This is a genomic window from Pseudomonas sp. ASL9, assembly GCF_056680335.1.
In genome coordinates, this window is record NZ_CM155277.1 from 1,260,197 (window position 1) to 1,281,394 (window position 21,198).

Sequence of the window (21,198 nt, forward strand, 5' to 3'; positions counted from 1 at the left end):
TAACACTGAGAAGGATTGGTGGGTGATGACGGGATCGAACCGCCGACCCGCTGCTTGTAAGGCAGCTGCTCTCCCAGCTGAGCTAATCACCCTTCACTCTCGGTGTGGCGCGCATTCTATATAGCGACCCCACCTCTGGCAAGCACTTTTTTAAATAATTTTTATAATCCTGCCAAAGGCTTAGCACAGGGTTGGCCGCAGAGGCCGAGGAGCGAATAATGCCCCCACTTTGTACAAAGGAGAGATTCACCCCATGTGGTTCAAAAACCTGCTTATCTATCGCCTGACCCAAGACCTGCCTTTTGATGCCGAGGCGCTGGAAACCGCACTGGCAACCAAACAGGCGCGCCCTTGTGCCAGCCAGGAGTTGACCACTTACGGTTTCGTCGCACCGTTCGGAAAAGGTGAGGACGCTCCTCTGGTTCACGTCAGCCAGGATTTCCTGCTGATTGCTGCACGCAAGGAAGAACGTATTCTGCCTGGCAGCGTGGTGCGTGATGCAGTGAAGGAAAAGATCGAAGAGATCGAAGCCGAACAAATGCGCAAGGTCTATAAGAAGGAGCGTGATCAGATCAAGGATGAAATCATCCAGGCCTTCCTGCCCCGCGCCTTTATTCGTCGTTCGGCGACCTTTGCCGCCATTGCGCCGAAACAGGGTCTGATTCTGGTTAACGCCTCCAGCCCGAAACGCGCCGAAGACCTGCTCTCCACCCTGCGTGAAGTGATTGGCTCGCTGCCAGTGCGCCCCCTGACGGTAAAAGTCGCGCCAAGCGCAACCATGACCGAGTGGGTCAAGTCCCAGAAAGCCGCTGACCACTTCTTCGTCCTCGACGAGTGTGAGCTGCGTGACACCCATGAAGATGGCGGCATCGTGCGCTGCAAGCGCCAGGATTTGACCAGCGATGAAATCCAGCTGCACTTGAGCACCGGCAAGGTGGTCACTCAGCTGTCATTGGCCTGGCAGGACAAGCTGTCCTTCGTGCTGGACGACAAGATGGTGGTCAAACGCCTGAAATTCGAAGACCTGCTGCAAGATCAGGCCGAACAGGACGGTGGCGAGGAAGCCCTCGGCCAGCTGGACGCCAGCTTCACCTTGATGATGCTGACCTTCGGCGAGTTCCTGCCTGAGTTGTTTGAAGCGCTGGGCGGCGAAGAACTGCCACAGGGCATCTAAGCCATCAGCTGCTATGCGCTACCGGCTGCGGTAGCGCATTTCCCCTCTAATAAAAAGGAACAAGCCATGCGTGCGCTGGCTGCGTTGAGTCGCTTTGTCGGGAATACCTTCGCCTATTGGGTGCTGCTGTTTGCGGTATTGGCGTTTGCGCTGCCCGAATGGTTTATCGGTTTGAAAAGCGCCATCGTGCCGCTACTGGGCCTGGTCATGTTCGGCATGGGCCTGACCCTCAAGCTCGATGATTTTTCTGAAGTCGCTCGCCATCCATGGCGCGTGGCATTAGGGGTGGTCGCGCATTTCGTGATCATGCCCGGCGTCGCCTGGCTGCTGTGCCAGGCGTTTCATCTGCCCGCGGAAATCGCTGTGGGCGTAATTCTGGTGGGTTGCTGCCCGAGCGGCACGTCCTCCAACGTCATGACCTGGCTGGCCCGTGGTGATCTTGCGTTGTCGGTGGCTATCGCCGCAGTGACCACCCTGCTCGCCCCGCTGCTGACACCGGCACTGATCTGGTTGCTGGCCTCGGCCTGGTTGCCGGTATCTTTCATGGATATGTTCTGGTCGATTCTGCAACTGGTCTTGCTGCCCATCGTGCTCGGCGTCGTCGCACAACGCGTGCTCGGCCATCGAGCAAAAGCGGCGGTGGACGTCCTGCCACTGGTCTCAGTGGTCAGCATCGTATTGATCGTCGCGGCGGTGGTTGCCGCCAGCCAGGCGAAAATCGCCGAGTCAGGCCTATTGATCATGGCGGTAGTGATGTTGCACAACAGCTTCGGCTTTGTACTCGGCTACTTCACCGGCAGGCTGTTCAAGCTGCCGCTGGCGCAACGAAAATCCTTGTCACTGGAAGTCGGCATGCAGAACTCAGGGCTGGGGGCTGCGCTGGCCAGCGCCCACTTCTCGCCGCTGGCCGCCGTGCCCAGCGCTTTGTTCAGCGTCTGGCACAACATTTCCGGCGCGTTGCTTGCGACGTATTTCCGGCGCATGAGTGAAAAAGCGGACCGCGAACTCGCCACTCGGTCTGTTACCGACTAGCCGCGCTATCAATACCCTGACTTGCCCCCGAATCGTTTTTTGTGCACTATACTGCGCACAGCCAGGACGACCTGACTGATCCATCAGGAACAACGACTCGGGGACGACCCCTTTATAGGAGGTCATCATGTCCTGGATCATTCTGTTTTTCGCCGGCCTGTTCGAAGTCGGTTGGGCCGTCGGCCTGAAATACACCGAAGGCTTCACCCGCCCCCTGCCTACAGCCCTCACCATCGCGGCCATGCTGGTCAGCCTGGGCTTGCTCGGCCTTGCCATGAAAGAACTGCCGCTGGGCACTGCCTACGCGATCTGGACCGGTGTCGGCGCGATTGGCACCGTAATCGCCGGGATCATTCTGTTCGGTGAATCCGCAGCGCTGTTTCGCCTGGCCAGCGTGGGGTTGATTCTGTGCGGGCTGGTGGGGCTCAAGCTGAGCGCTTGAAGCCCCCCCCTGTGTGGACACGCCGCATCAAACTGATCGCGGGCAAGTGCGCTTCCATAAAATTGTTTTTTAATTCTTTAAAAACAATGACTTGGCACTTTTTTTCGTGTGAATATCCGGCATGTGCGGTTGCTGGACTTATGGTTTCGCTCTTACAGCGAGGATCCTTTTACAAGCGCCTAAAAGGTACCCCAAAACGCTTGCCGGTATGACTCACCCACATAGGTAACAATTCACTCCAAATCCCAAAGACAGATCAAAATCTGTAGGAGCGAATTCATTCGCGAAGGCGGCGTACCTGACACACCACTAAACGATCACGACACACAAATCGCAACCCAGTTTGCTGCGCGACAGCGCCGCGCCGAAGACGGGGCGCAGTTCAAAGTCTTTAAGTCTTTACCGCACCGCGCCTCTCAATTCCGCCACCCGAGCCTGCAATTCTGCTGGCAACGCCGCATCCACCGCCGGACCCGCCACCACGGTGATGCGCGACCACAGACGGCGTAAAATCCCTTTGTTCGGATCACGGCTGAAAAAACTACCCCATAAGCCCTGCAAAGCCAGTGGAATCACTGGCACCGGGGTTTCTTGCAGAATCCGGCTCAGGCCACCTTTAAACTCATTGATCTCCCCGTCAGCGGTCAGCTTGCCTTCAGGGAAGAGGCACACCAGCTCGCCATTTTTCAGGTACTCAGCAATTTTTTTGAAAGCCTGATCGTAGATAGCCATGTCTTCGTTGCGCCCGGCAATCGGGATGGTGCCGGCGGTGCGGAAGATGAAGTTGAGTACCGGCAGGTTGTAGATCTTGTAATACATCACGAACCGAATCGGCCGCCGCACAGCCCCACCAATCAACAACGCATCGACAAAGGACACATGGTTGCAGACCAGCAGCGCCGCGCCTTCGTCCGGGATCAGCTCCAGATTACGGTGCTCGACGCGGTACATGGAGTGGCTGAGCAGCCAGATCATGAACCGCATGGTGAACTCCGGCACGATCCTGAAGATATAAACGTTCACCGCGATGTTCATCAGCGATACCACCAGAAACAGCTGTGGAATCGACAGCTTGACCACGCTGAGAAGCACGATCGACACGATGGCCGACACCACCATGAACAGCGCATTGAGAATATTGTTGGACGCGATGACCCGTGAACGCTCGTTCTCGGCGGTGCGCGACTGAATCAACGCGTACAGCGGCACAATATAGAAGCCGCCAAAAACACCGATACCCAGAATATCCGCCAATACCCACCAGGCTTGACCATAAGACAGCACCGCCAGCCAGTCATTGGCCTGAACGTTTTGTGGAAACCCGCCCGAATGCCACCATAGCAGCAGCCCGAACACCGTCATCCCCATCGAGCCGAACGGCACCAGACCGATCTCCACCTTGCGCCCGGACAGACGCTCGCACAGCATCGAACCCAGCGCGATGCCTATGGAGAACACCGTGAGAATCAACGTGACGACAGTCTCGTCGCCATACAGCCACTCTTTGGCGTAGGCCGGAATCTGGGTCAGGTAAATCGCACCGACGAACCAGAACCAGGAGTTGCCCACAATCGAGCGCGAGACGGCGGGTGTCTGACCCAGACCTAAACGCAAGGTGGCCCAGGATTGACTGAAGATATTCCAGTTCAGGCGCATTTCCGACGAAGCAGCCGCCGCACGCGGAATACTGCGACTGGCGATATAGCCCAGGCACGCCACCAGCAAGATCGCCGTCGCAACGAGGGGCGCATAGTGCGCGGAGGACATCATGATTCCGGCGCCGATGGTGCCCGCCAAAATCGCCAGGAAGGTGCCCATCTCCACCAACCCGTTGCCGCCGACCAATTCATCTTCATGCAAGTGCTGCGGCAGGATCGAATACTTCACCGGCCCGAACAATGCGGAGTGAGTTCCCATGGCGAACAATGCCAGGAGCATCATCCACAGGTGGTTGAACATGAAACCCGCTGCGCCCACCAGCATGATCGCGATTTCGCCCAGTTTGATCAGGCGGATCAACGCATCCTTGGCGTATTTCTCGCCGAACTGACCTGCCAATGCCGAGAATAAAAAGAACGGCAGAATAAACAGCAGCGCACACAGGTTGACCCAAATAGAGCGATCACCGTCGATGCTCAGCTTGTAGAGGATGGCAAGGATCAGCGATTGCTTGAGGATATTATCGTTGAAGGCCCCGAGGGACTGGGTGATGAAAAACGGCAGAAACCGCCGTTTTCCCAGCAAGCTGAATTGCGATTGACTCATCGTCCATGTACTCGAATGGCGCCGGGGCCGGCTTTATTAGTTGGAGTGTCGATCTCCAATCCGAGCCACATTGGAAACGTTGCGTGAGCAGATGTCGATAGGACGCGTCTGGTTTGATCACCTCTCACGTCTTTAAAAACCACTTGCCTAAACCGGCACCTAACCCCGCAATACAGGGTGAAACGAACAGTTCTCCTCTATAGGCGCCGCGTACGGTCCGGCTCATGACGATCAGCCACAATATCGCCAGACAGAGCACCAGCGCACAACCGGCCAGCGAGAAAAACGTCAGGTGCAGCCTTGCCGCAAGCTTCAAGGTCGCCAATGCGTAGACACCCAGCGGAAAGGTGAACCCCCACCAACCGAGATTGAACGGGATGCCGGTGCGCAGGTAACGCACAGTAATCAGCACGGCGATCAGCATCCACCATAAGCCGAAGCCCCAAAGCGTAATACCTGCCACCAGACCTATGCCGTCAGCGATCTCACCGAGCCCAGGCAAACCATTGGCCGCAAAAATCGCCGGGCCGTCGGCCCCCATCAGCAACATACCCAACGCTCCGGTGCCGATCGGACCCAGCGCCAGCCAACTCGAAGCGGCCATGTTTTCGTGGGGCAATTTATGCAAGGCCATGCGCAACAACAAAATGGACAGGATGCTGAACGCTACCGGCACCGAGAACGCCCACAACACATAGCTGGTGATCAGCACACCGAATTGCGCGGAGGCATCTGCCAGATGAGGGGCGAGCAAACCACCACTGGCCGCAGCCACCTCAGCAGCGACCACCGGTAATAACCACACGGCTGTCATCTGGTCGATACTGTGTTCCTGACGCGTGAACATCATGAACGGAATGGCCACCCCGCAGGCCAGGGCCATGGCCACGTCCAGCCACCACAGGGCCTCGGCAATGGGCACGACACCCGCGCCCCATCGCGGCAGACCGAATAGCAAAAAGCCGTTGATGATGGTCGCCAATCCCATGGGGATGGTGCCGAAAAACATCGAGACCGTAGAGTGCCCGAACACCCGCCGTGCCTCATCGAAAAACAGCACCCAGCGTGCTGCGTACAGCACGCTGAAGAGTACAAACAAGCCAATATTGAACAACCATAGCCCGTGGGCAAACAGCTGCAAGCCCGGAATCTGCACCGGCAATTGCCCCAGTGTCAGGGCCAGAATGCCAGTACCCATCGTGGCGGCGAACCAATTAGGCGTGAACTGGCGAATCACTTCTCGCGGGTGACTCAACTTACTCAGCGGCAGGTTACCTTGGGGGGCAGCAGGGTGTGGCGCAGGCATAGTGGGGCAAGGCATGATTTTCTCCAGTCCTCCAGTGAGGTGGAATAATTCTATAACCAGACGATATATCTATATAACGGGTAATCTCTCTATAGGTCATCAGTTTTATCTATATGCGAGACCATTGACCTCATCCTGCGGCACCAGGCCGCGCCAAGACCTTGGTAGACACTGACGAACCCTGGGCATCATGCGAGACTGTGTGGCCGGAGCTGGATGGTTTCCGGGCGATCATCTTTTTACTGGCGCTGCTGAGCACTCTTGTGGCGCTATCTGGAGTTTTACATGTCGCTGTCCAGCGGGCTGATTGCTGCAGTCGCCCTGACCTATATGGCCGTTATGTTCGCCATTGCCTTCTATGGTGATCGGCGCAGTGCGCCTCTGTCCCCACGTTTGCGGGCTTGGGTCTACAGTCTGTCGCTGGCAGTGTATTGCACCAGCTGGACATTCTTCGGCGCCGTGGGCCAGGCGGCCGAACAACTCTGGTCGTTCCTGCCGATCTATCTGGGGCCAGTGTTGCTGCTGATGCTGGCGCCCTGGGTGCTGCAGAAGATGGTGATGATCAGCAAGCAGGAGAACATCACCTCCATCGCCGACTTCATCGCTGCGCGCTATGGCAAGTCGCAATCGCTGGCCGTTGTCATTGCATTGATCTGCCTGGTTGGCGTTTTGCCGTACATTGCCTTGCAACTCAAAGGCATTGTTTTGGGGGTGAACCTGCTGATCGGCGCTGTCGCCGAATCCACCGGCACCCGCGCCCAGGACACGGCACTCATCGTTTCGCTAATCCTGGCGCTGTTCACCATCTTGTTCGGCACCCGCAACCTCGATGCCACCGAACACCACCGCGGCATGGTGATGGCGATTGCTTTCGAAGCGCTGGTCAAGCTGTTCGCGTTTCTCGCCGTGGGCGCGTTCGTGACCTTCGGCCTATACGACGGTTTCGATGACCTGTTTAGTCAGGCGATGATCGCCCCTCGTCTGGAGGAATACTGGAAGGAAACCGTCAACTGGCCGTCCATGGTGGTGCAAACCGGCGTGGCGATGATGGCGATGGTTTGCCTGCCACGGCAGTTTCACGTCACCGTGGTGGAGAATATCGAGCCGCAGGATCTACGGCTGGCCAAGTGGGTGTTCCCGGCCTACCTGGCCCTGGCGGCGCTGTTCGTGGTGCCCATCGCCCTGGCCGGACAAATGTTGCTGCCCAGTTCGGTGCTGCCCGATTCGTTCGTGATCAGCCTCCCATTGGCGCAAGCACACCCGGCGCTGGCGCTGCTGGCCTTTATCGGCGGGGCCTCAGCGGCCACCGGCATGGTGATCGTCGCCAGCGTCGCACTGTCGACCATGGTTTCCAACGACATGTTGCTGCCATGGCTGCTGCGCCGCCAAACGGCTGAGCGTCCCTTCGAGGTGTTCCGTCACTGGATGCTGTCGGTACGTCGGATCAGCATCGTGGTGATCCTGTTGCTGGCTTACGTCTGCTACCGACTGCTCGGTTCAACAGCCAGCCTGGCAACCATCGGCCAGATCGCCTTCGCCGCCATCACTCAACTGGCCCCGGCCATGCTCGGTGCGCTGTACTGGAAACAAGCCAACCGCCGAGGCGTATTTGCAGGCCTGGCAGGGGGCACCTTTATTTGGTTTTACACCTTGGTGCTGCCGATTACCGCCAATAGCCTGGGCTGGGCGCTCAGCAGCTTTCCAGGGCTGGCCTGGCTGCACAGTAACCCCCTGCATCTGCCGATCACTCCACTGACCCAAGGTGTGGTGCTGTCTCTTGCCGGTAACTTCACCCTGTTTGCCTGGGTGTCGGTGCTGTCACGCACGCGGGTTTCCGAACACTGGCAGGCCGGGCGTTTCATTGGCCAGGAAATCAGCGTACGGCCCAGTAACCGTTCGTTACTGGCCGTGCATATCGAAGACTTGTTGAGCCTGTCTGCGCGCTTCGTCGGCGAGGAGCGTGCCCGACAAAGCTTTATTCGCTTCGCCTATCGTCAGGGCAAGGGCTTCAACCCGAACCAGAACGCCGACGGCGAGTGGATCGCCCATACCGAACGGCTGCTGGCCGGTGTGCTCGGCGCATCGTCGACCCGCGCAGTGGTCAAGGCCGCCATCGAAGGCCGGGAGATGCAACTCGAAGACGTGGTGCGCATCGCTGACGAAGCCTCCGAAGTGCTGCAATTCAACCGGGCGTTGCTGCAAGGGGCGATTGAGAACATTACCCAGGGCATCAGCGTGGTCGATCAATCGCTGAAACTGGTAGCCTGGAATCATCGTTATCTGGAGCTGTTCAATTACCCGGACGGCCTGATCCGCGTTGGCCGGCCGATCGCCGACATCATCCGCTACAACGCCGAGCGCGGCCTGTGCGGCCCCGGCGAAGCAGAAGTGCATGTGGCGCGTCGGCTGCACTGGATGCGCCAGGGACGAGCGCACACCTCTGAGCGGTTGTTCCCCAACGGACGGGTGATAGAGCTGATCGGCAACCCGATGCCCGGTGGCGGTTTCGTCATGAGTTTCACCGACATCACCGCGTTCCGCGAAGCCGAGCGGGCGCTCAAAGGCGCCAATGAAAGCCTTGAACATCGCGTCGCCGAGCGCACCCATGAACTGTCACAACTGAACGTGGCCCTGACCGAGGCCAAGGGCACTGCGGAAACCGCCAACCAGTCGAAAACCCGTTTTCTTGCGGCGGTCAGCCATGACTTGATGCAGCCGCTGAATGCGGCGCGGTTGTTCTCCGCAGCGTTGTCCCATCAGGAAGACGAGATCTCCAGCGAGGCCCAACAACTGGTGCACCATCTGGACAGCTCGCTGCGTTCCGCCGAAGACCTGATCAGCGACCTGCTGGACATCTCTCGCCTGGAAAACGGCAAGATCACGCCCAATCCCCAGCCATTCGCCCTCAGTTCACTGTTCGACACCCTCGGCGCAGAGTTCAAGGCCCTGGCCCAGGAGCAAGGCCTGAGCTTCCGGGTACGCGGCAGCAAAATGCGGATCGACAGCGACGTAAAACTGTTGCGACGCATTCTCCAGAATTTCCTCACCAACGCTTTCCGCTACGGCAAGGGCCCGGTACTCCTGGGTGTACGGCGTCGAGGCTCGCAGTTACTCCTTGAGGTCTGGGACCGCGGTCCGGGTATTCCGGAAGACAAGCGCCAAGTGATTTTCGAGGAGTTCAAACGCCTGGACAGCCATCAGACACGCGCCGAAAAAGGCCTGGGGCTGGGCTTGGCCATCGCAGACGGGCTTTGCCGGGTGCTGGGTCACGAGCTGCAAGTACGCTCCTGGCCGGGCAAAGGCAGCGTGTTCAGCATCTCCGTACCCCTGGCCAACAATCAAATGCCATTGCCTGCCATACCTGCCGAACCCAAGTGCCAACCCATGAGCGGCACTCAGGTACTGTGCGTCGACAACGAAGACAGCATTCTGATTGGCATGAACAGCCTGCTCACGCGTTGGGGATGCCAGGTGTGGACGGCTCGCAATCGCAATGAATGCGCAGCGATCTTGAGCAACGGTATTCGCCCGCAGGTAACGCTGGTGGACTATCACCTGGATGAAGGCGAAACCGGCACAGCACTGATGGCCTGGTTGCGCACGCGTCTGGGTGAGCCGGTGCCTGGCGTGGTGATCAGCGCTGACGGTCGACCCGAACTCATCGCACAGATCCACGCCGCCGGCCTCGACTACCTGTCCAAACCGGTCAAACCTGCCGCGCTGCGGGCACTGTTGAGTCGACATGTGAGCTTGAGCTGATGACAGGGGGTAACCATAGATGTAGGAGCTGCCGAAGGCTGCGATAGGCCGGGGTCGCGGGCGACCGGCACGACCTTCAGCGATCTCAAGAAAGCGACCGGTTCCCGGTCGATCGCAGCCTTCGGCAGCTCCTACAGGGATCAGCGTTTGTCTTAAAATTTTATTTATTTTTCAATTAGTTATAGGTTGTTTGATAGAAGCAGGCTTGCCTGCGAATAGCTAGATGCGGTGTGCCTGACACACCGCCCTCATACCGCCAGATCAGCTCAGCTTCTCATTTATGCGTCCTTTGCGCCGGTAGGGGAAGACGTCGATGACCTTGCCTGCTCGAATCGCGTCCTGCAGGCTTTTCCAGTAATCGGCATCGTACAACTCACCGTGGAGTTCATTGAACAGTCGGCGCTGGCCCATGTCGGCGAACAGGAACGGTGGAAACTCCTCCGGGAAAATATCCAGCGGAGCAATGGAGTACCAAGGCTCCGAGGACATTTCGTCTTCAGGCGTGCGCGGCGCCGGAATGCGGCGAAAATTGGCTTCGGTCAGGTAGCAAATTTCGTCGTAATCGTAGAACACCACCCGGCCGTGACGGGTCACACCAAAGTTCTTCAGCAGCATGTCGCCGGGGAAAATATTCGACGCAGCCAACTGCTTGATCGCCAACCCATAATCCTCCAGCGCTTCGCGCACCTGGGCTTCGTTGGCATTTTCCAGATAGAGGTTCAGCGGCGTCATACGCCGCTCGGTCCAGCAGTGACGGATCAGGACTGTTTCGCCTTCAACTTCGACCGTCGACGCCGCCACGAGCAGCAGTTCGGCGAGACACTCAGGATCGAATTTGCTCAGCGGAAAGCGAAAATCGGCGAACTCCTGGGTATCGGCCATGCGCCCTACCCGGTCGACGCTTTTTACCAGGCGATATTTTTCGATCACCGTGGCACGGTCGACGTTTTTCGACGGTGCGAAGCGGTCCTTGATGATCTTGAATACCGTATTGAACCCCGGCAGGGTGAACACGCTCATGACCATGCCGCGCACACCGGGCGCCATGATAAAGCGGTCGTCAGTGCTGGCCAGATGGTTGATCAGCGCGCGGTAGAACTCGGACTTGCCGTGTTTGTAAAAGCCAATCGAGGTGTACAGCTCGGCGATGTGCTTGCCCGGCAGAATACGCTTGAGAAAGCCAATAAACTCCGCAGGTACCGGCACGTCGACCATGAAATACGAGCGCGTGAAGGAGAAGATGATCGACACATCCGCTTCATCGGTAATCAGCGCATCAATCTGTATGCCGCTGCCCTCACGGTGCAGAAACGGGATTACCAGTGGCCATTGCTCATCTTGGGTGAAAATGCGCCCGACCAGATACGCCCCTTTGTTGCGGTACAGAATCGACGAAAACAGCTCCACGCTGAGCGCCGGATCCTTGCACACCCAGTCAGGCAGGTTTTCCCGCAATTGGCCTTCCAGCCGTTGCAGATCACCCGGCAAATCGGCAAACGGCACATCGAATTTATACTCGGCAAAAACCTGCGCAAGCATGCTCGACAGCTCGCCCTCGGGCCGATAAATGCGGGTTTGAGCCGCCTTGCCGTGGCGGCGCAGGGATGGACGCGTGGTGTGGATGAACATGCAGCCATCGCTGATCAGGTCATGACTGAACAGGCCACAGAAAATCGAGTTGAACCAGGTTTCCGCCAGCTCGTCATCAAAACGCACGTCAATCAGGTTGATGTACGCGCTTTTGATCAGTGGCCAGCAGCTCACATCCAGTAGGCTCTCGGCGTCGAACGCGAGGTGCAAGCGCTCGGTCACTTCGCTGACTTTCTCTTCGTAGAGGTTGATCCGCGCCGCCGATGCTCGTTGAGCTTCCTGCCATAACGCCTGTTCGAAACGCGCTTGAGCGCCATCGGCAATCTGCCGGAAATGCTCTCGATAATCATCGAAACCATCGAGGATCATTTTGGCGATATCGGCGGCCGGCCATTGCTGCGGCATAAAGAGAGCTCTGCGGGAATTCGGAAGCCCGAGCTTAGCCAGTGGACAGGGTAAGGAGAAGCGTATTTTTCCTCTCTCAGGTTGCGCTCAGCCCGTCACCCCAGCGACACTCTCGCCCCGACCACCGGCATGGAGCTGGATTTGAGACCCGTCGACGCCCTGCGTTTATTAGCCCTCGCCGCCATCTGGGGCGCCAGTTTTCTGTTTATGCGGATCATCGCGCCGGTGCTCGGCACCGTACCAACAGCTTTTTTTCGCGTATCCATTGCCGCTGGCGGTTTGCTGGTGATCCTGTGGCTGATGCGGATTGATTGGGATTTTCGCGGAAAATTCAAAATCTGCCTGATGCTGGGGATGATCAACTCCGGGCTACCCGCGACCTTGTATTCATTGGCCGCTCAAGTATTACCCGCCGGTTATTCATCGATCTTCAACGCAACGACGCCGCTGATGGGCGTGTTGATCGGTGGGCTGTTCTTCAGCCAAAAACTGTCCTCGGTGAAAATCGCCGGGGTCTTTCTAGGCTTGTTCGGCGTCGGCATCCTGACACGTGCGGGGCCTGTAGCTTTCGATCTGGAGCTGCTGACCGGCGCTCTGGCCTGTTTGCTGGCGACGACGAGCTACGGCTTTGCTGGCTTCCTTGCCCACCGCTGGCTCGACCAGCAAGGTGGCCTCGACCCACGGCTCGCCACCGTCGGCAGCATGCTCGGCGCCACGCTGTTATTGCTTCCACTATTCGGCTACAGCGTCATCAGCCACCCACCCGCCAGTTGGGGTGGCGTCAGCGTGTGGCTGTCGTTGCTCGGATTGGGGTTGGTGTGCACCGCGTTCGCCTACATCCTGTTCTTCAGGCTGCTTAGCGACATTGGCCCGCTCAGCTCGATGACCGTGACCTTCATGATCCCGCCCTTCGGCGTGCTGTGGGGCGCACTGTTTCTCGATGAACCGCTGTCGTGGGCGCATCTGTATGGCGGCGTGTTGATTGCGGTGGCGTTGTGGCTGGTGCTGAAGCCAGCCGCCGTGGCGAAGGCTTCAGCGAGCCAGCATTGACCCGTGTTGGACGTGCGGGCCACAACCACACGTCCGACGATGATCAGCAGCCTGCCAAGGATGCTCAACAGCGCCGGACGCTCAATGCACTGTCGTTGTATCAGCCAAACAACCAATAGCCCAGCAAGGTCAGGACGATGACCGCCAAGACCGGACGCATAGTGCGGTAGGCCTTGGGGTTACGACGCTTGAACTGTTTGATGCTGGTGCTCATGCCATTGCTGAAACGCTTGCTGTATGCATACGCCTGGTTAATCCCGCCGACACGTTCATCATCCGTGTTCTGCGGCGCAGTGGCGCTTCCCAAGACCTTGCTGACCCACCGATTGATGCGGGTCATGAGCCGAGAGCGCAGTGGGCGTTCAACATCGCAGAACAGAATCACCCGGGTTGTTTCGGTCTGGTTCTTGACCCAATGCACGTATGTTTCATCGAACATCACATCTTCGCCATCGCGCCAGGCGTAAACCTGACCATCGACGTAAATGCGGCAGTCATCGGAGTTCGGTGTCGACAGCCCCAAGTGATAACGCAGCGAACCGGCAAACGGGTCGCGATGGGGGTTGAGGTGGCTATCCCCTGGCAACAGCGCGAACATCGCGCCCTTGACGTTGGGGATGCTGTTCACCAGCTCGACAGTCTTGGGGCACAACAGCACCGCCGACGGCAAGGCGGTGTCGTACCACTTGAGGTAAAAACGCTTCCAGCCTTTTTTGAAGAATGAACCAAAACCGGCGTCATTGTCCTTCTCGGCAGCGCGGATGTATCCCTCATCAAACAGATGCATGGCTTCGTCGCGAATGACTTGCCAGTTGTCCTTGAGCACGTCCATCTCAGGAAATTTGGTGCGGTCCAGATAAGGCTTCGAAGGCACGCCGGAAAACAGATACATCAAGGCGTTATAAGGGGCAAATAACGCGGAATGGTTGACGAACTGACGTAGCAATGGCAGTCGCGCTTTACCCCGCAGATGCACATAAAGCGTGCTTCCTACGAAAAGCATCAAAATCGAGGCTTTGGCGACGAAAGAAAAGGTCATGAAACTCTCCTTGAAAATAGACAACTGACTACACGCCGCGGCACTGTTTTGATTATTTGAGATTGAAAACGGCTGCTCCAGGAACAACCGCTGAAGCATTCCATTTTTTAAAATGCATGCCCAGCAGGCTGGAAGCTGGCCATCATAAGCCTTAGCGGACCGGGTAAAAAGTGGCCTGTCACCAAAAATACATTACTGCTGATTTTCCTGATCAGTAAACAAATCACTGAACAACATGCTCGACAGGTAACGCTCACCCGAGTCTGGCAGGATCACAACAATGGTTTTACCCTGCATTTCAGGGGTTTCAGCCATACGCACCGCCGCCGCCATCGCCGCACCGCAAGAAATCCCGCACAAAATGCCCTCTTCGCGCATCAAGCGCAACGCCATGGCCTTGGACTCGTCATCGCTGACCAGTTCGACCCGATCAATGATCGACAGGTCGAGGTTTTTCGGTATAAAGCCGGCGCCGATACCCTGGATCTTGTGGGGCGCGGGTTTGATTGTTTCACCGGCCAGCGTCTGGGTGATAATCGGCGAACCAATAGGCTCGACCGCCACCGACAGAATCGGCTTGCCCGCCGTGTGTTTGATATAACGCGAAATCCCGGTAATCGTGCCACCGGTGCCGACACCCGCGACTAACACATCAATGGCGCCATCAGTGTCGTTCCAGATTTCCGGGCCAGTAGTCTTCTCATGGATCGCCGGGTTGGCCGGGTTATCGAACTGTGAGGGCATGAAGTAGTGGCTCGGGTCGCTCGCGAGCAGCTCTTCGGCCTTTTCGATAGCGCCTTTCATACCTTTGGCCGGTTCGGTCAGCACCAGTTCTGCACCCAAGGCTTTGAGAACTTTGCGCCGTTCGATGCTCATCGACGACGGCATGGTCAGCACCAGTTTGTAACCACGGGCCGCGGCCACAAAGGCCAAACCGATCCCGGTATTGCCTGAGGTCGGCTCGACGATGGTCATGCCCGGCTTAAGTTTACCGCTGCTTTCGGCGTCCCAGATCATGCTGGCGCCTATTCGGCATTTCACCGAATAACCTGGGTTACGCCCTTCGATCTTGGCCAGGATAGTGACCCCGCGCGGTGCGATACGGTTGATCTGTACCAACGGCGTGTTACCGATGGAGTGGGCATTGTCAGCATAGATACGGCTCATGGTGGTGTCCTTGTGCACATGCTTGAAAAACTCAAAGCCTATGCCGCCCGCCGGGGTGCGTCCAGTCGTAGCGAACGGATACCTTGCCGAGCAGTCAACAGTTCTATAAGCAGCAGCGGAGACCCTCTCGATGAAACGTCGCTATCGCTGGCCCCTGTGGACCTTTGCAGGAATTGTTGTCTTGCTGATTGCCGCAGACATCGCCCTGCCCTATCTGGTGCGTAACTATTTGAACGATAAGCTCGCCGACATGGGCGATTACCGTGGCCAGGTCACTGATGTCGACATGGTACTGTGGCGCGGGGCGTATCGAATCAATGGGCTCCATATCGTCAAGGTGGAAGGCAAGGTGCCCGTACCCTTCATCAATGCGCCGGTCATTGATCTGGCGGTGAGCTGGCATTCGCTGTGGCACGATCATGCTGTGGTGGCTCGGGTAGTCTTCATCAAACCCGAACTGAACTTCGTCGACGGTGGCACCAACAAGCAAGCTTCACAGACCGGTCAAGGCACTGACTGGCGCGTCCAATTGAACAAGCTGTTGCCTGTCACCCTCAACGAAGTACGAATAATTGACGGACGCATCACCTTCAATAATTTCAGCTCGACGCCCAACGTAAAAATCGAAGCCGATAAAGTCAACGCCAGCCTGTTCAACCTGACCAACGTCGCGGATGCAAAAGGCAAACACAACGCCCGATTTAAAGGCCATGCCCTATTGCAAGGGCGAGCGCCACTGGAAACCTCGGCCACCTTCGATCCGTTCAGTAACTTCGAAGACTTCGACTTCCGCCTGCGGACGACGGGTATCGAACTCAGAAGCCTCAACGACTTCGCGTCGGCCTACGGCAAGTTCGACTTCAATGCTGGCAGTGGCGACCTCGTGATCGAAGCCCAGGCCAACAAGGGCAAGCTCAGCGGCTATATCAAACCGCTACTGCGTAATGTCGAGGTGTTTAACTGGCAACAAGATGTCGAGAATAAGGACAAGAGCTTCTTCCGCTCGATCTGGGAAGCGGTGGTCGGCGCCAGCGAAACGGTCTTGAAGAACCAGGGCAAAAACCAGTTCGCCACCCGCGTTGAACTCAGTGGCAGCGTGCACCAACAAGATATCAGCGGTTTCCAGGCGTTCTTGCAGATCCTGCACAATGCCTTTATCCAGGCGTTCAATACCCAGTATGACAACGGCAAAAAACAGTAGCCAAGGTGGGCTAGCGCTTTTTCGAAGCGACTGAATAGGGAGCCGTCTGTTCAGCGGCCTGCAACCCGGGGCTCGCTTGATGCTGTAGCGCGTCCCAACCCAGGCACGCCAGGGCCAGCGTGCGCGGTGTCGCTTCACGCCCGTTGCTGTACCGCGTAATGCTGCGCGTGCTGATACCCAATGCCGCAGCCGCCTGAGTCAGTGGCAAACCGGTACGGGCGCGCCAGCCCAGAAAAATGCGGGTATTTTCATCGGTCGCGGCCTGCGCCTGCGCATCGAGGTACAGCGTGTCTGCGCCAATCTGGATATCCAGGTCAGACCACTCCACCGTCCAGCCATCGTCACCCACTTGAGCCTGCGCAAAAGCATCCGCGTCTCGCAGGGGATACAAGCCGGGGTATTTGCTCAGGTCGGCGCTCATGTCCAGCATGTACTGCTGGCCATCGATAAACGTCAGCGCCAACCGGCTATCGTCGCGGGCCTGCACAGCCAGCAAGCGGGGGCGTTTCATGGATGCCATTGGTTCCACTCCTCTATCAACTCTTCACGATGAGCCCGTACCCACTCCAGCGCTTCCTTGAGCACTACCGCCGGCGCACGCCCGCGCATGGGCTCTACAAGATGCAGACAGATCAAAACATCCACCCCTCCACCGGTAAGGTGTACATGGGGTGGCAAATGGTCCTTCTCGCGCAATTGGATGCGATATTTATCACGAAATCGGTGTTTGGTAGACATGCTCGCTACTGTATAGCTAATTTGGCGATACACAAAGGGCCGTTACACTTTAGAATCGAGTCAAACCGTGACGCTCCATTCAGAGACTGAATGGAGCGTCTGCGTTCACAGTCGCCTGGCCTGCGCGGTATAGTCGACACATTGAGCACCCCCTTATTGAGCCGTTTCCAGGCGATACCCGTTCGAGGATTTGTAGATGAAGTTCGAAGGCACCCGCGCATACGTCGCCACTGACGACCTGAAGCTCGCGGTCAACGCAGCTATCACTTTAGAGCGGCCACTGCTGGTCAAGGGCGAGCCTGGCACCGGCAAAACCATGCTGGCCGAACAACTGGCCGAATCCTTTGGTGCCCGGTTGATTACCTGGCACATCAAATCCACCACCAAGGCACATCAGGGCCTGTACGAGTACGACGCCGTCAGCCGTTTGCGTGATTCGCAGCTGGGTGTGGATAAAGTCCACGACGTACGTAACTACCTGAAAAAAGGCAAGCTGTGGGAAGCCTTCGAGGCCGAAGAGCGGGTTGTTTTGCTGATCGATGAGATCGACAAGGCTGACATCGAATTCCCCAACGACCTGCTGCAAGAACTCGACAAAATGGAGTTCTATGTCTACGAAATCGATGAAACGATCAAGGCAAAGGTACGCCCAATCATCATCATTACGTCGAACAACGAAAAAGAACTGCCGGACGCCTTCCTGCGTCGCTGCTTCTTCCATTACATCGCTTTCCCGGACCGCGTCACCCTGCAAAAAATTGTCGACGTGCACTACCCGAACATCAAAAAGGATCTAGTCAGCGAGGCCCTCGATGTGTTCTTCGACGTGCGCAAAGTCCCCGGCCTGAAGAAAAAACCATCGACCTCGGAACTGGTCGACTGGCTGAAACTGCTGATGGCCGACAACATCGGCGAAGCAGTGCTGCGCGAGCGCGACCCCACCAAGGCCATCCCGCCGCTGGCCGGCGCCCTGGTCAAGAATGAGCAGGACGTGCAATTGCTTGAGCGCCTGGCGTTCATGAGCCGTCGCGGCAACCGCTAAGCACGAATAAGGGCGATTGCCATGCTGCTCAACCTGTTCAATGAAATGCGTGCAGCCAAGGTGCCGGTGTCGGTGCGTGAGCTGCTCGATCTGATCAATGCGCTGAAACAGCGGGTCACCTTCGCTGACATGGACGAGTTCTACTTCCTCGCCCGCACCATTCTGGTCAAGGATGAACGCCACTTCGACAAGTTCGACCGCGCGTTCGGCGCCTACTTCAACGGCCTGGAAAAGCTCGATGATCATCTGCAGGCGCTGATCCCTGAAGACTGGCTGCGCAAAGAGTTCGAACGCTCCTTGTCCGACGAAGAACGTGCACAGATCCAGACCCTGGGTGGCCTGGACAAATTGATCGAAGAATTCAAGAAGCGCCTTGAAGAGCAAAAAGAACGCCACGCTGGCGGCAACAAGTGGATTGGTACTGGCGGCACCAGCCCATTTGGCTCAGGCGGTTTCAACCCGGAAGGTATCCGCGTAGGTGATGCTGGCAAGCGGCAAGGCAAGGCGGTCAAGGTCTGGGAGCAGCGCGAATACAGAAACCTCGACGATCAGGTCGAACTGGGTACGCGCAATATCAAGATTGCGCTGCGCCGCTTACGTAAATTCGCCCGTCAAGGCGCGGCTGAAGAGCTGGACATCGACGGCACCATCGACCATACCGCCCGCGATGCTGGCCTGCTGAACATCCAGATGCGCCCGGAACGGCGCAACACCATCAAGTTACTGTTGCTGTTCGATATCGGCGGCTCGATGGATGCTCACGTCAAAACCTGCGAGGAGCTGTTTTCGGCGTGCAAGACCGAGTTCAAACACCTGGAATATTTCTACTTCCACAACTTCATTTATGAATCGGTGTGGAAGAACAACATGCGCCGTGGCTCGGAGCGCACCGCCACCCAGGACTTGCTAAACAAATACGGTGCCGATTACAAAGTAATTTTTATCGGCGACGCGGCCATGGCGCCCTACGAGATCACCCAAGCGGGTGGCAGCGTGGAGCACTGGAACGAAGAACCGGGCTATCTGTGGATGCAGCGCGTCAAGGCGAAATACAAGAAACTCATCTGGATCAACCCCTACCCGAAAGACACTTGGCACTACACCGCCTCAACCAACATCGTGCGCGATCTGATCGACGACCAGATGTTCCCGCTGACCTTGCGTGGGCTGGAAGAAGGGATGCGGTTTTTGGCGAAGTGAGGTCAAGAGCCTCGCAGCGGGCTTGTTCGTGATAGCGGTATGCCTGACATATCGCGTCAAGCCCTTCGCGAATGAATTCGCTCCCACAAAAAATCACGGTCACCTGAACTGCGCCCCACTGATTCCCCGCCAACAAGTGTAGATGAAAGTTTCAAGAGAACCGACCAGAATGCTTAAACCTGAGAACACTATGAAATTGAATTTGGCTCATGTGATGGAGGACATTTCACCAGATTTGGAAACCTTTTTCAGAATTTCCCTAGCGGTGACGTGATACCTGGTCAGGGAAGTCCGATCGCTCCATACACCGATCACCTTTCTGGCCGGCCAAACGGAGAATCATTTAGTGATCACCACTTAGTCGCGCTGGCTACTGATAGAGGCCAACTTTCCATCCACAAAGCGTAGATATTGATACATGCCATTTTTAGGTCCATAAACCCAGTTTTCAATCGTTGCAGATTGATGCGGGGGTTTTCCATTACTACCCACTATGGGTTGTATTACATCGCGACTGTCTGGCTGGCCGCATTTTCTGATCACCTCTGCAGCTGTCTCCCTTCCACTTATAATTCCATTATCGCAACGCATAGATGCCTCCGCATTGGATGTTATAGAAATTAATAATGCGCCGCTAATTAGACAGGTAGCAAGTGTGTTGCGCATAACGTATAACTCCTGACATTAAAATAAGCTAAAGAAACTACCCTGCAACCTACCTTAGCCCTTTGAGCGCTCGTTAGCCAGCGATTGCAATAGCTGCAAGAAGCGTAGCTAAGGGGGCAGCATGAGCTGCATTAACGCTTATTGTGGTATTTGTACCCGCCACAGCAACTACTTGCTGAAGATTATTGCTGACAAGTTGAGCTCCGTTAAAACTTGCGCTGAAATTTTTGCTACCCGCCGTTTGGACAGCCGAGAGTAAAGTAGCAATAGGTGTGGCTTGAGCTGTGCCCACGCTGATGCTGGTATTCGCGCCTGCTACGGTGATTGCTTGTTGCAAATTGTTGCTGCTGAGTTGATCGCCATCGAAATCAGCACTGAATTTTTTGCTCCCCGCAGCCTGGATAGCTGAGAGTAAAGTAGCAATGGGTATAGCTTGAGCTGTGCCCACGCTGATGCTGGTATTCGCACCGGCCGCGGTGATTATTTGCTGTAAATTGTTGCTGCTGAGTTGATCACCGTTGAAATCAGTACTGAAATTTTTGCTGCCCGCTGCCTGGATAACCGCGAGTAAGATGGCAATAGGTACGGCTTGGGCAGTGTTTACACTAATGCTGGTGTTTGCTCCAGCGGCAGCGACGGCTTGTTGCAGATTATTGCTAACGAGCTGAGCGCCGTTAAAACTCGCGCTGAAATTTTTGCTACCCGCCTCTCGGATAATCGCGAGCAAGGTGGCAATAGGTGCAGATTGCGCAGTGTTTACGCCAATTTTGGTACCTGCTCCGGCCGCAGCGACGGCTTGTTGCAGATTATTGCTAACGAGCTGAGCGCCGTTAAAACTTGCGCTGAAATTTTTGCTGCCCATCACTTGGATAACCGCGAGCAACGTGGCAATAGGTGCCGCTTGCGCAGTATTTACGACAATACTGGCGTTTATTCCGGCCGCATCAACTATTTGTTGCAAATTATTGCCGACAAGTTGAGCGCCGTTAAAATCTAGAATTAACCTCATGAATATCGCCCTTTATTTATCACTGTCCATAGATAGCTACGGCCTAAGACTCCGGATGAGTTATTACGTATTTTAAACGTTCACGCTACCATAACGGAAAGTCTTTGTCGGGG

At 56.6% G+C, this 21,198-nt stretch carries 17 protein-coding genes and 1 tRNA gene; 8 read left to right on the forward strand and 10 right to left on the reverse strand.

The genetic code is table 11. The features are described from left to right. Positions 1–16: 16 nt before the first annotated feature. Positions 17–92: transfer RNA gene (locus AC1ME2_RS05880), tRNA-Val, on the reverse strand. Positions 93–253: 161 nt separating this feature from the next. On the opposite strand from AC1ME2_RS05880, the gene rdgC reads away from it, so the two are divergent. The 3 genes from rdgC (at position 254) to sugE (ending at position 2,648) form a co-directional block, all read left to right on the forward strand. Next, positions 254–1,174, forward strand: coding sequence for a recombination-associated protein RdgC (rdgC, locus tag AC1ME2_RS05885; RefSeq protein WP_480439859.1), 921 nt, complete (start codon positions 254–256; stop codon positions 1,172–1,174). Between the two features lie 66 nt (positions 1,175–1,240). Continuing rightward, positions 1,241–2,206 (forward strand): bile acid:sodium symporter family protein, encoded by a 966-nt coding sequence (locus AC1ME2_RS05890; RefSeq protein ID WP_480439860.1) that lies wholly within the window; start codon positions 1,241–1,243, stop codon positions 2,204–2,206. A 127-nt stretch (positions 2,207–2,333) separates the two neighbouring features. Further along, positions 2,334–2,648: a quaternary ammonium compound efflux SMR transporter SugE gene (gene sugE, locus AC1ME2_RS05895; RefSeq protein ID WP_480439861.1), complete on the forward strand. Its 315-nt coding sequence runs from the start codon at positions 2,334–2,336 to the stop codon at positions 2,646–2,648. 399 nt (positions 2,649–3,047) lie between these two features. On the opposite strand, the gene AC1ME2_RS05900 is transcribed toward sugE, so the two are convergent. Further along, positions 3,048–4,913 (reverse strand): MFS transporter, encoded by a 1,866-nt coding sequence (locus AC1ME2_RS05900; RefSeq protein WP_480439862.1) that lies wholly within the window; start codon positions 4,911–4,913, stop codon positions 3,048–3,050. Positions 4,914–5,037: 124 nt separating this feature from the next. After that, positions 5,038–6,234: a TDT family transporter gene (locus tag AC1ME2_RS05905; RefSeq protein ID WP_480439863.1), complete on the reverse strand. Its 1,197-nt coding sequence runs from the start codon at positions 6,232–6,234 to the stop codon at positions 5,038–5,040. A gap of 270 nt (positions 6,235–6,504) precedes the next feature. On the opposite strand from AC1ME2_RS05905, the gene AC1ME2_RS05910 reads away from it, so the two are divergent. Continuing rightward, positions 6,505–9,978 (forward strand): hybrid sensor histidine kinase/response regulator, encoded by a 3,474-nt coding sequence (locus tag AC1ME2_RS05910; protein ID WP_480439864.1) that lies wholly within the window; start codon positions 6,505–6,507, stop codon positions 9,976–9,978. 261 nt (positions 9,979–10,239) lie between these two features. Here AC1ME2_RS05910 and aceK read toward each other — a convergent pair whose 3' ends face one another. Further along, positions 10,240–11,973 carry a bifunctional isocitrate dehydrogenase kinase/phosphatase gene (gene aceK / locus AC1ME2_RS05915; protein ID WP_480439865.1) on the reverse strand — a complete coding sequence of 578 codons (1,734 nt, stop codon included), beginning with the start codon at positions 11,971–11,973 and terminating at the stop codon, positions 10,240–10,242. Between the two features lie 141 nt (positions 11,974–12,114). Here aceK and AC1ME2_RS05920 point away from each other — a divergent pair, with 141 nt between their 5' ends. Further along, positions 12,115–13,023 carry a DMT family transporter gene (locus tag AC1ME2_RS05920; protein WP_480439866.1) on the forward strand — a complete coding sequence of 303 codons (909 nt, stop codon included), beginning with the start codon at positions 12,115–12,117 and terminating at the stop codon, positions 13,021–13,023. A 100-nt stretch (positions 13,024–13,123) separates the two neighbouring features. Here AC1ME2_RS05920 and AC1ME2_RS05925 read toward each other — a convergent pair whose 3' ends face one another. Continuing rightward, complete coding sequence (locus AC1ME2_RS05925; protein WP_480439867.1) at positions 13,124–14,062, reverse strand: aspartyl/asparaginyl beta-hydroxylase domain-containing protein; 939 nt, start codon at positions 14,060–14,062, stop codon at positions 13,124–13,126. Between the two features lie 192 nt (positions 14,063–14,254). Then, complete coding sequence (gene cysK / locus AC1ME2_RS05930) at positions 14,255–15,229, reverse strand: cysteine synthase A (protein ID WP_480439868.1); 975 nt, start codon at positions 15,227–15,229, stop codon at positions 14,255–14,257. 130 nt (positions 15,230–15,359) lie between these two features. On the opposite strand from cysK, the gene AC1ME2_RS05935 reads away from it, so the two are divergent. Then, positions 15,360–16,430 (forward strand): AsmA family protein, encoded by a 1,071-nt coding sequence (locus AC1ME2_RS05935; protein WP_480439869.1) that lies wholly within the window; start codon positions 15,360–15,362, stop codon positions 16,428–16,430. A 10-nt stretch (positions 16,431–16,440) separates the two neighbouring features. On the opposite strand, the gene AC1ME2_RS05940 is transcribed toward AC1ME2_RS05935, so the two are convergent. Both AC1ME2_RS05940 and AC1ME2_RS05945 read right to left on the reverse strand, forming a co-directional pair. Then, on the reverse strand, positions 16,441–16,941 hold the full coding sequence (locus AC1ME2_RS05940; RefSeq protein WP_480442019.1) for a DUF2442 domain-containing protein: 501 nt from the start codon (positions 16,939–16,941) through the stop codon (positions 16,441–16,443). Continuing rightward, positions 16,938–17,168 carry a DUF4160 domain-containing protein gene (locus AC1ME2_RS05945; RefSeq protein WP_480439870.1) on the reverse strand — a complete coding sequence of 77 codons (231 nt, stop codon included), beginning with the start codon at positions 17,166–17,168 and terminating at the stop codon, positions 16,938–16,940. The genes AC1ME2_RS05940 and AC1ME2_RS05945 overlap by 4 nt, the downstream gene beginning before the upstream one ends. A 196-nt stretch (positions 17,169–17,364) precedes the next feature. Between AC1ME2_RS05945 and AC1ME2_RS05950 the strand changes: the two genes are divergently transcribed. Next, entirely contained in the window at positions 17,365–18,210 is an 846-nt protein-coding gene (locus AC1ME2_RS05950; protein ID WP_480439871.1) for an AAA family ATPase, read from the forward strand. Positions 18,211–18,231: 21 nt separating this feature from the next. Further along, positions 18,232–19,410 (forward strand): vWA domain-containing protein, encoded by a 1,179-nt coding sequence (locus AC1ME2_RS05955; protein ID WP_480439872.1) that lies wholly within the window; start codon positions 18,232–18,234, stop codon positions 19,408–19,410. A gap of 357 nt (positions 19,411–19,767) precedes the next feature. Here AC1ME2_RS05955 and AC1ME2_RS05960 read toward each other — a convergent pair whose 3' ends face one another. After that, positions 19,768–20,076, reverse strand: coding sequence for a DUF2845 domain-containing protein (locus AC1ME2_RS05960; protein WP_480439873.1), 309 nt, complete (start codon positions 20,074–20,076; stop codon positions 19,768–19,770). Positions 20,077–20,149: 73 nt separating this feature from the next. After that, positions 20,150–21,085: a hypothetical protein gene (locus AC1ME2_RS05965; protein WP_480439874.1), complete on the reverse strand. Its 936-nt coding sequence runs from the start codon at positions 21,083–21,085 to the stop codon at positions 20,150–20,152. Positions 21,086–21,198 lie beyond the last annotated feature (113 nt).

Excerpts from the sequence above, each read along its gene's own strand:
- rdgC (WP_480439859.1), top strand. The coding sequence starts at position 254 with ATGTGGTTCAAAAACCTGCTTATCTATCGCCTGACCCAAGACCTGCCT.
- AC1ME2_RS05890 (WP_480439860.1), top strand. The coding sequence starts at position 1,241 with ATGCGTGCGCTGGCTGCGTTGAGTCGCTTTGTCGGGAATACCTTCGCC.
- sugE (WP_480439861.1), top strand. The coding sequence starts at position 2,334 with ATGTCCTGGATCATTCTGTTTTTCGCCGGCCTGTTCGAAGTCGGTTGG.
- AC1ME2_RS05900 (WP_480439862.1), bottom strand. The coding sequence starts at position 4,913 with ATGAGTCAATCGCAATTCAGCTTGCTGGGAAAACGGCGGTTTCTGCCG.
- AC1ME2_RS05905 (WP_480439863.1), bottom strand. The coding sequence starts at position 6,234 with ATGCCTTGCCCCACTATGCCTGCGCCACACCCTGCTGCCCCCCAAGGT.
- AC1ME2_RS05910 (WP_480439864.1), top strand. The coding sequence starts at position 6,505 with ATGTCGCTGTCCAGCGGGCTGATTGCTGCAGTCGCCCTGACCTATATG.
- aceK (WP_480439865.1), bottom strand. The coding sequence starts at position 11,973 with ATGCCGCAGCAATGGCCGGCCGCCGATATCGCCAAAATGATCCTCGAT.
- AC1ME2_RS05925 (WP_480439867.1), bottom strand. The coding sequence starts at position 14,062 with ATGACCTTTTCTTTCGTCGCCAAAGCCTCGATTTTGATGCTTTTCGTA.
- cysK (WP_480439868.1), bottom strand. The coding sequence starts at position 15,229 with ATGAGCCGTATCTATGCTGACAATGCCCACTCCATCGGTAACACGCCG.
- AC1ME2_RS05935 (WP_480439869.1), top strand. The coding sequence starts at position 15,360 with ATGAAACGTCGCTATCGCTGGCCCCTGTGGACCTTTGCAGGAATTGTT.
- AC1ME2_RS05940 (WP_480442019.1), bottom strand. The coding sequence starts at position 16,941 with ATGAAACGCCCCCGCTTGCTGGCTGTGCAGGCCCGCGACGATAGCCGG.
- AC1ME2_RS05945 (WP_480439870.1), bottom strand. The coding sequence starts at position 17,168 with ATGTCTACCAAACACCGATTTCGTGATAAATATCGCATCCAATTGCGC.
- AC1ME2_RS05950 (WP_480439871.1), top strand. The coding sequence starts at position 17,365 with ATGAAGTTCGAAGGCACCCGCGCATACGTCGCCACTGACGACCTGAAG.
- AC1ME2_RS05955 (WP_480439872.1), top strand. The coding sequence starts at position 18,232 with ATGCTGCTCAACCTGTTCAATGAAATGCGTGCAGCCAAGGTGCCGGTG.
- AC1ME2_RS05960 (WP_480439873.1), bottom strand. The coding sequence starts at position 20,076 with ATGCGCAACACACTTGCTACCTGTCTAATTAGCGGCGCATTATTAATT.
- AC1ME2_RS05965 (WP_480439874.1), bottom strand. The coding sequence starts at position 21,085 with ATGAGGTTAATTCTAGATTTTAACGGCGCTCAACTTGTCGGCAATAAT.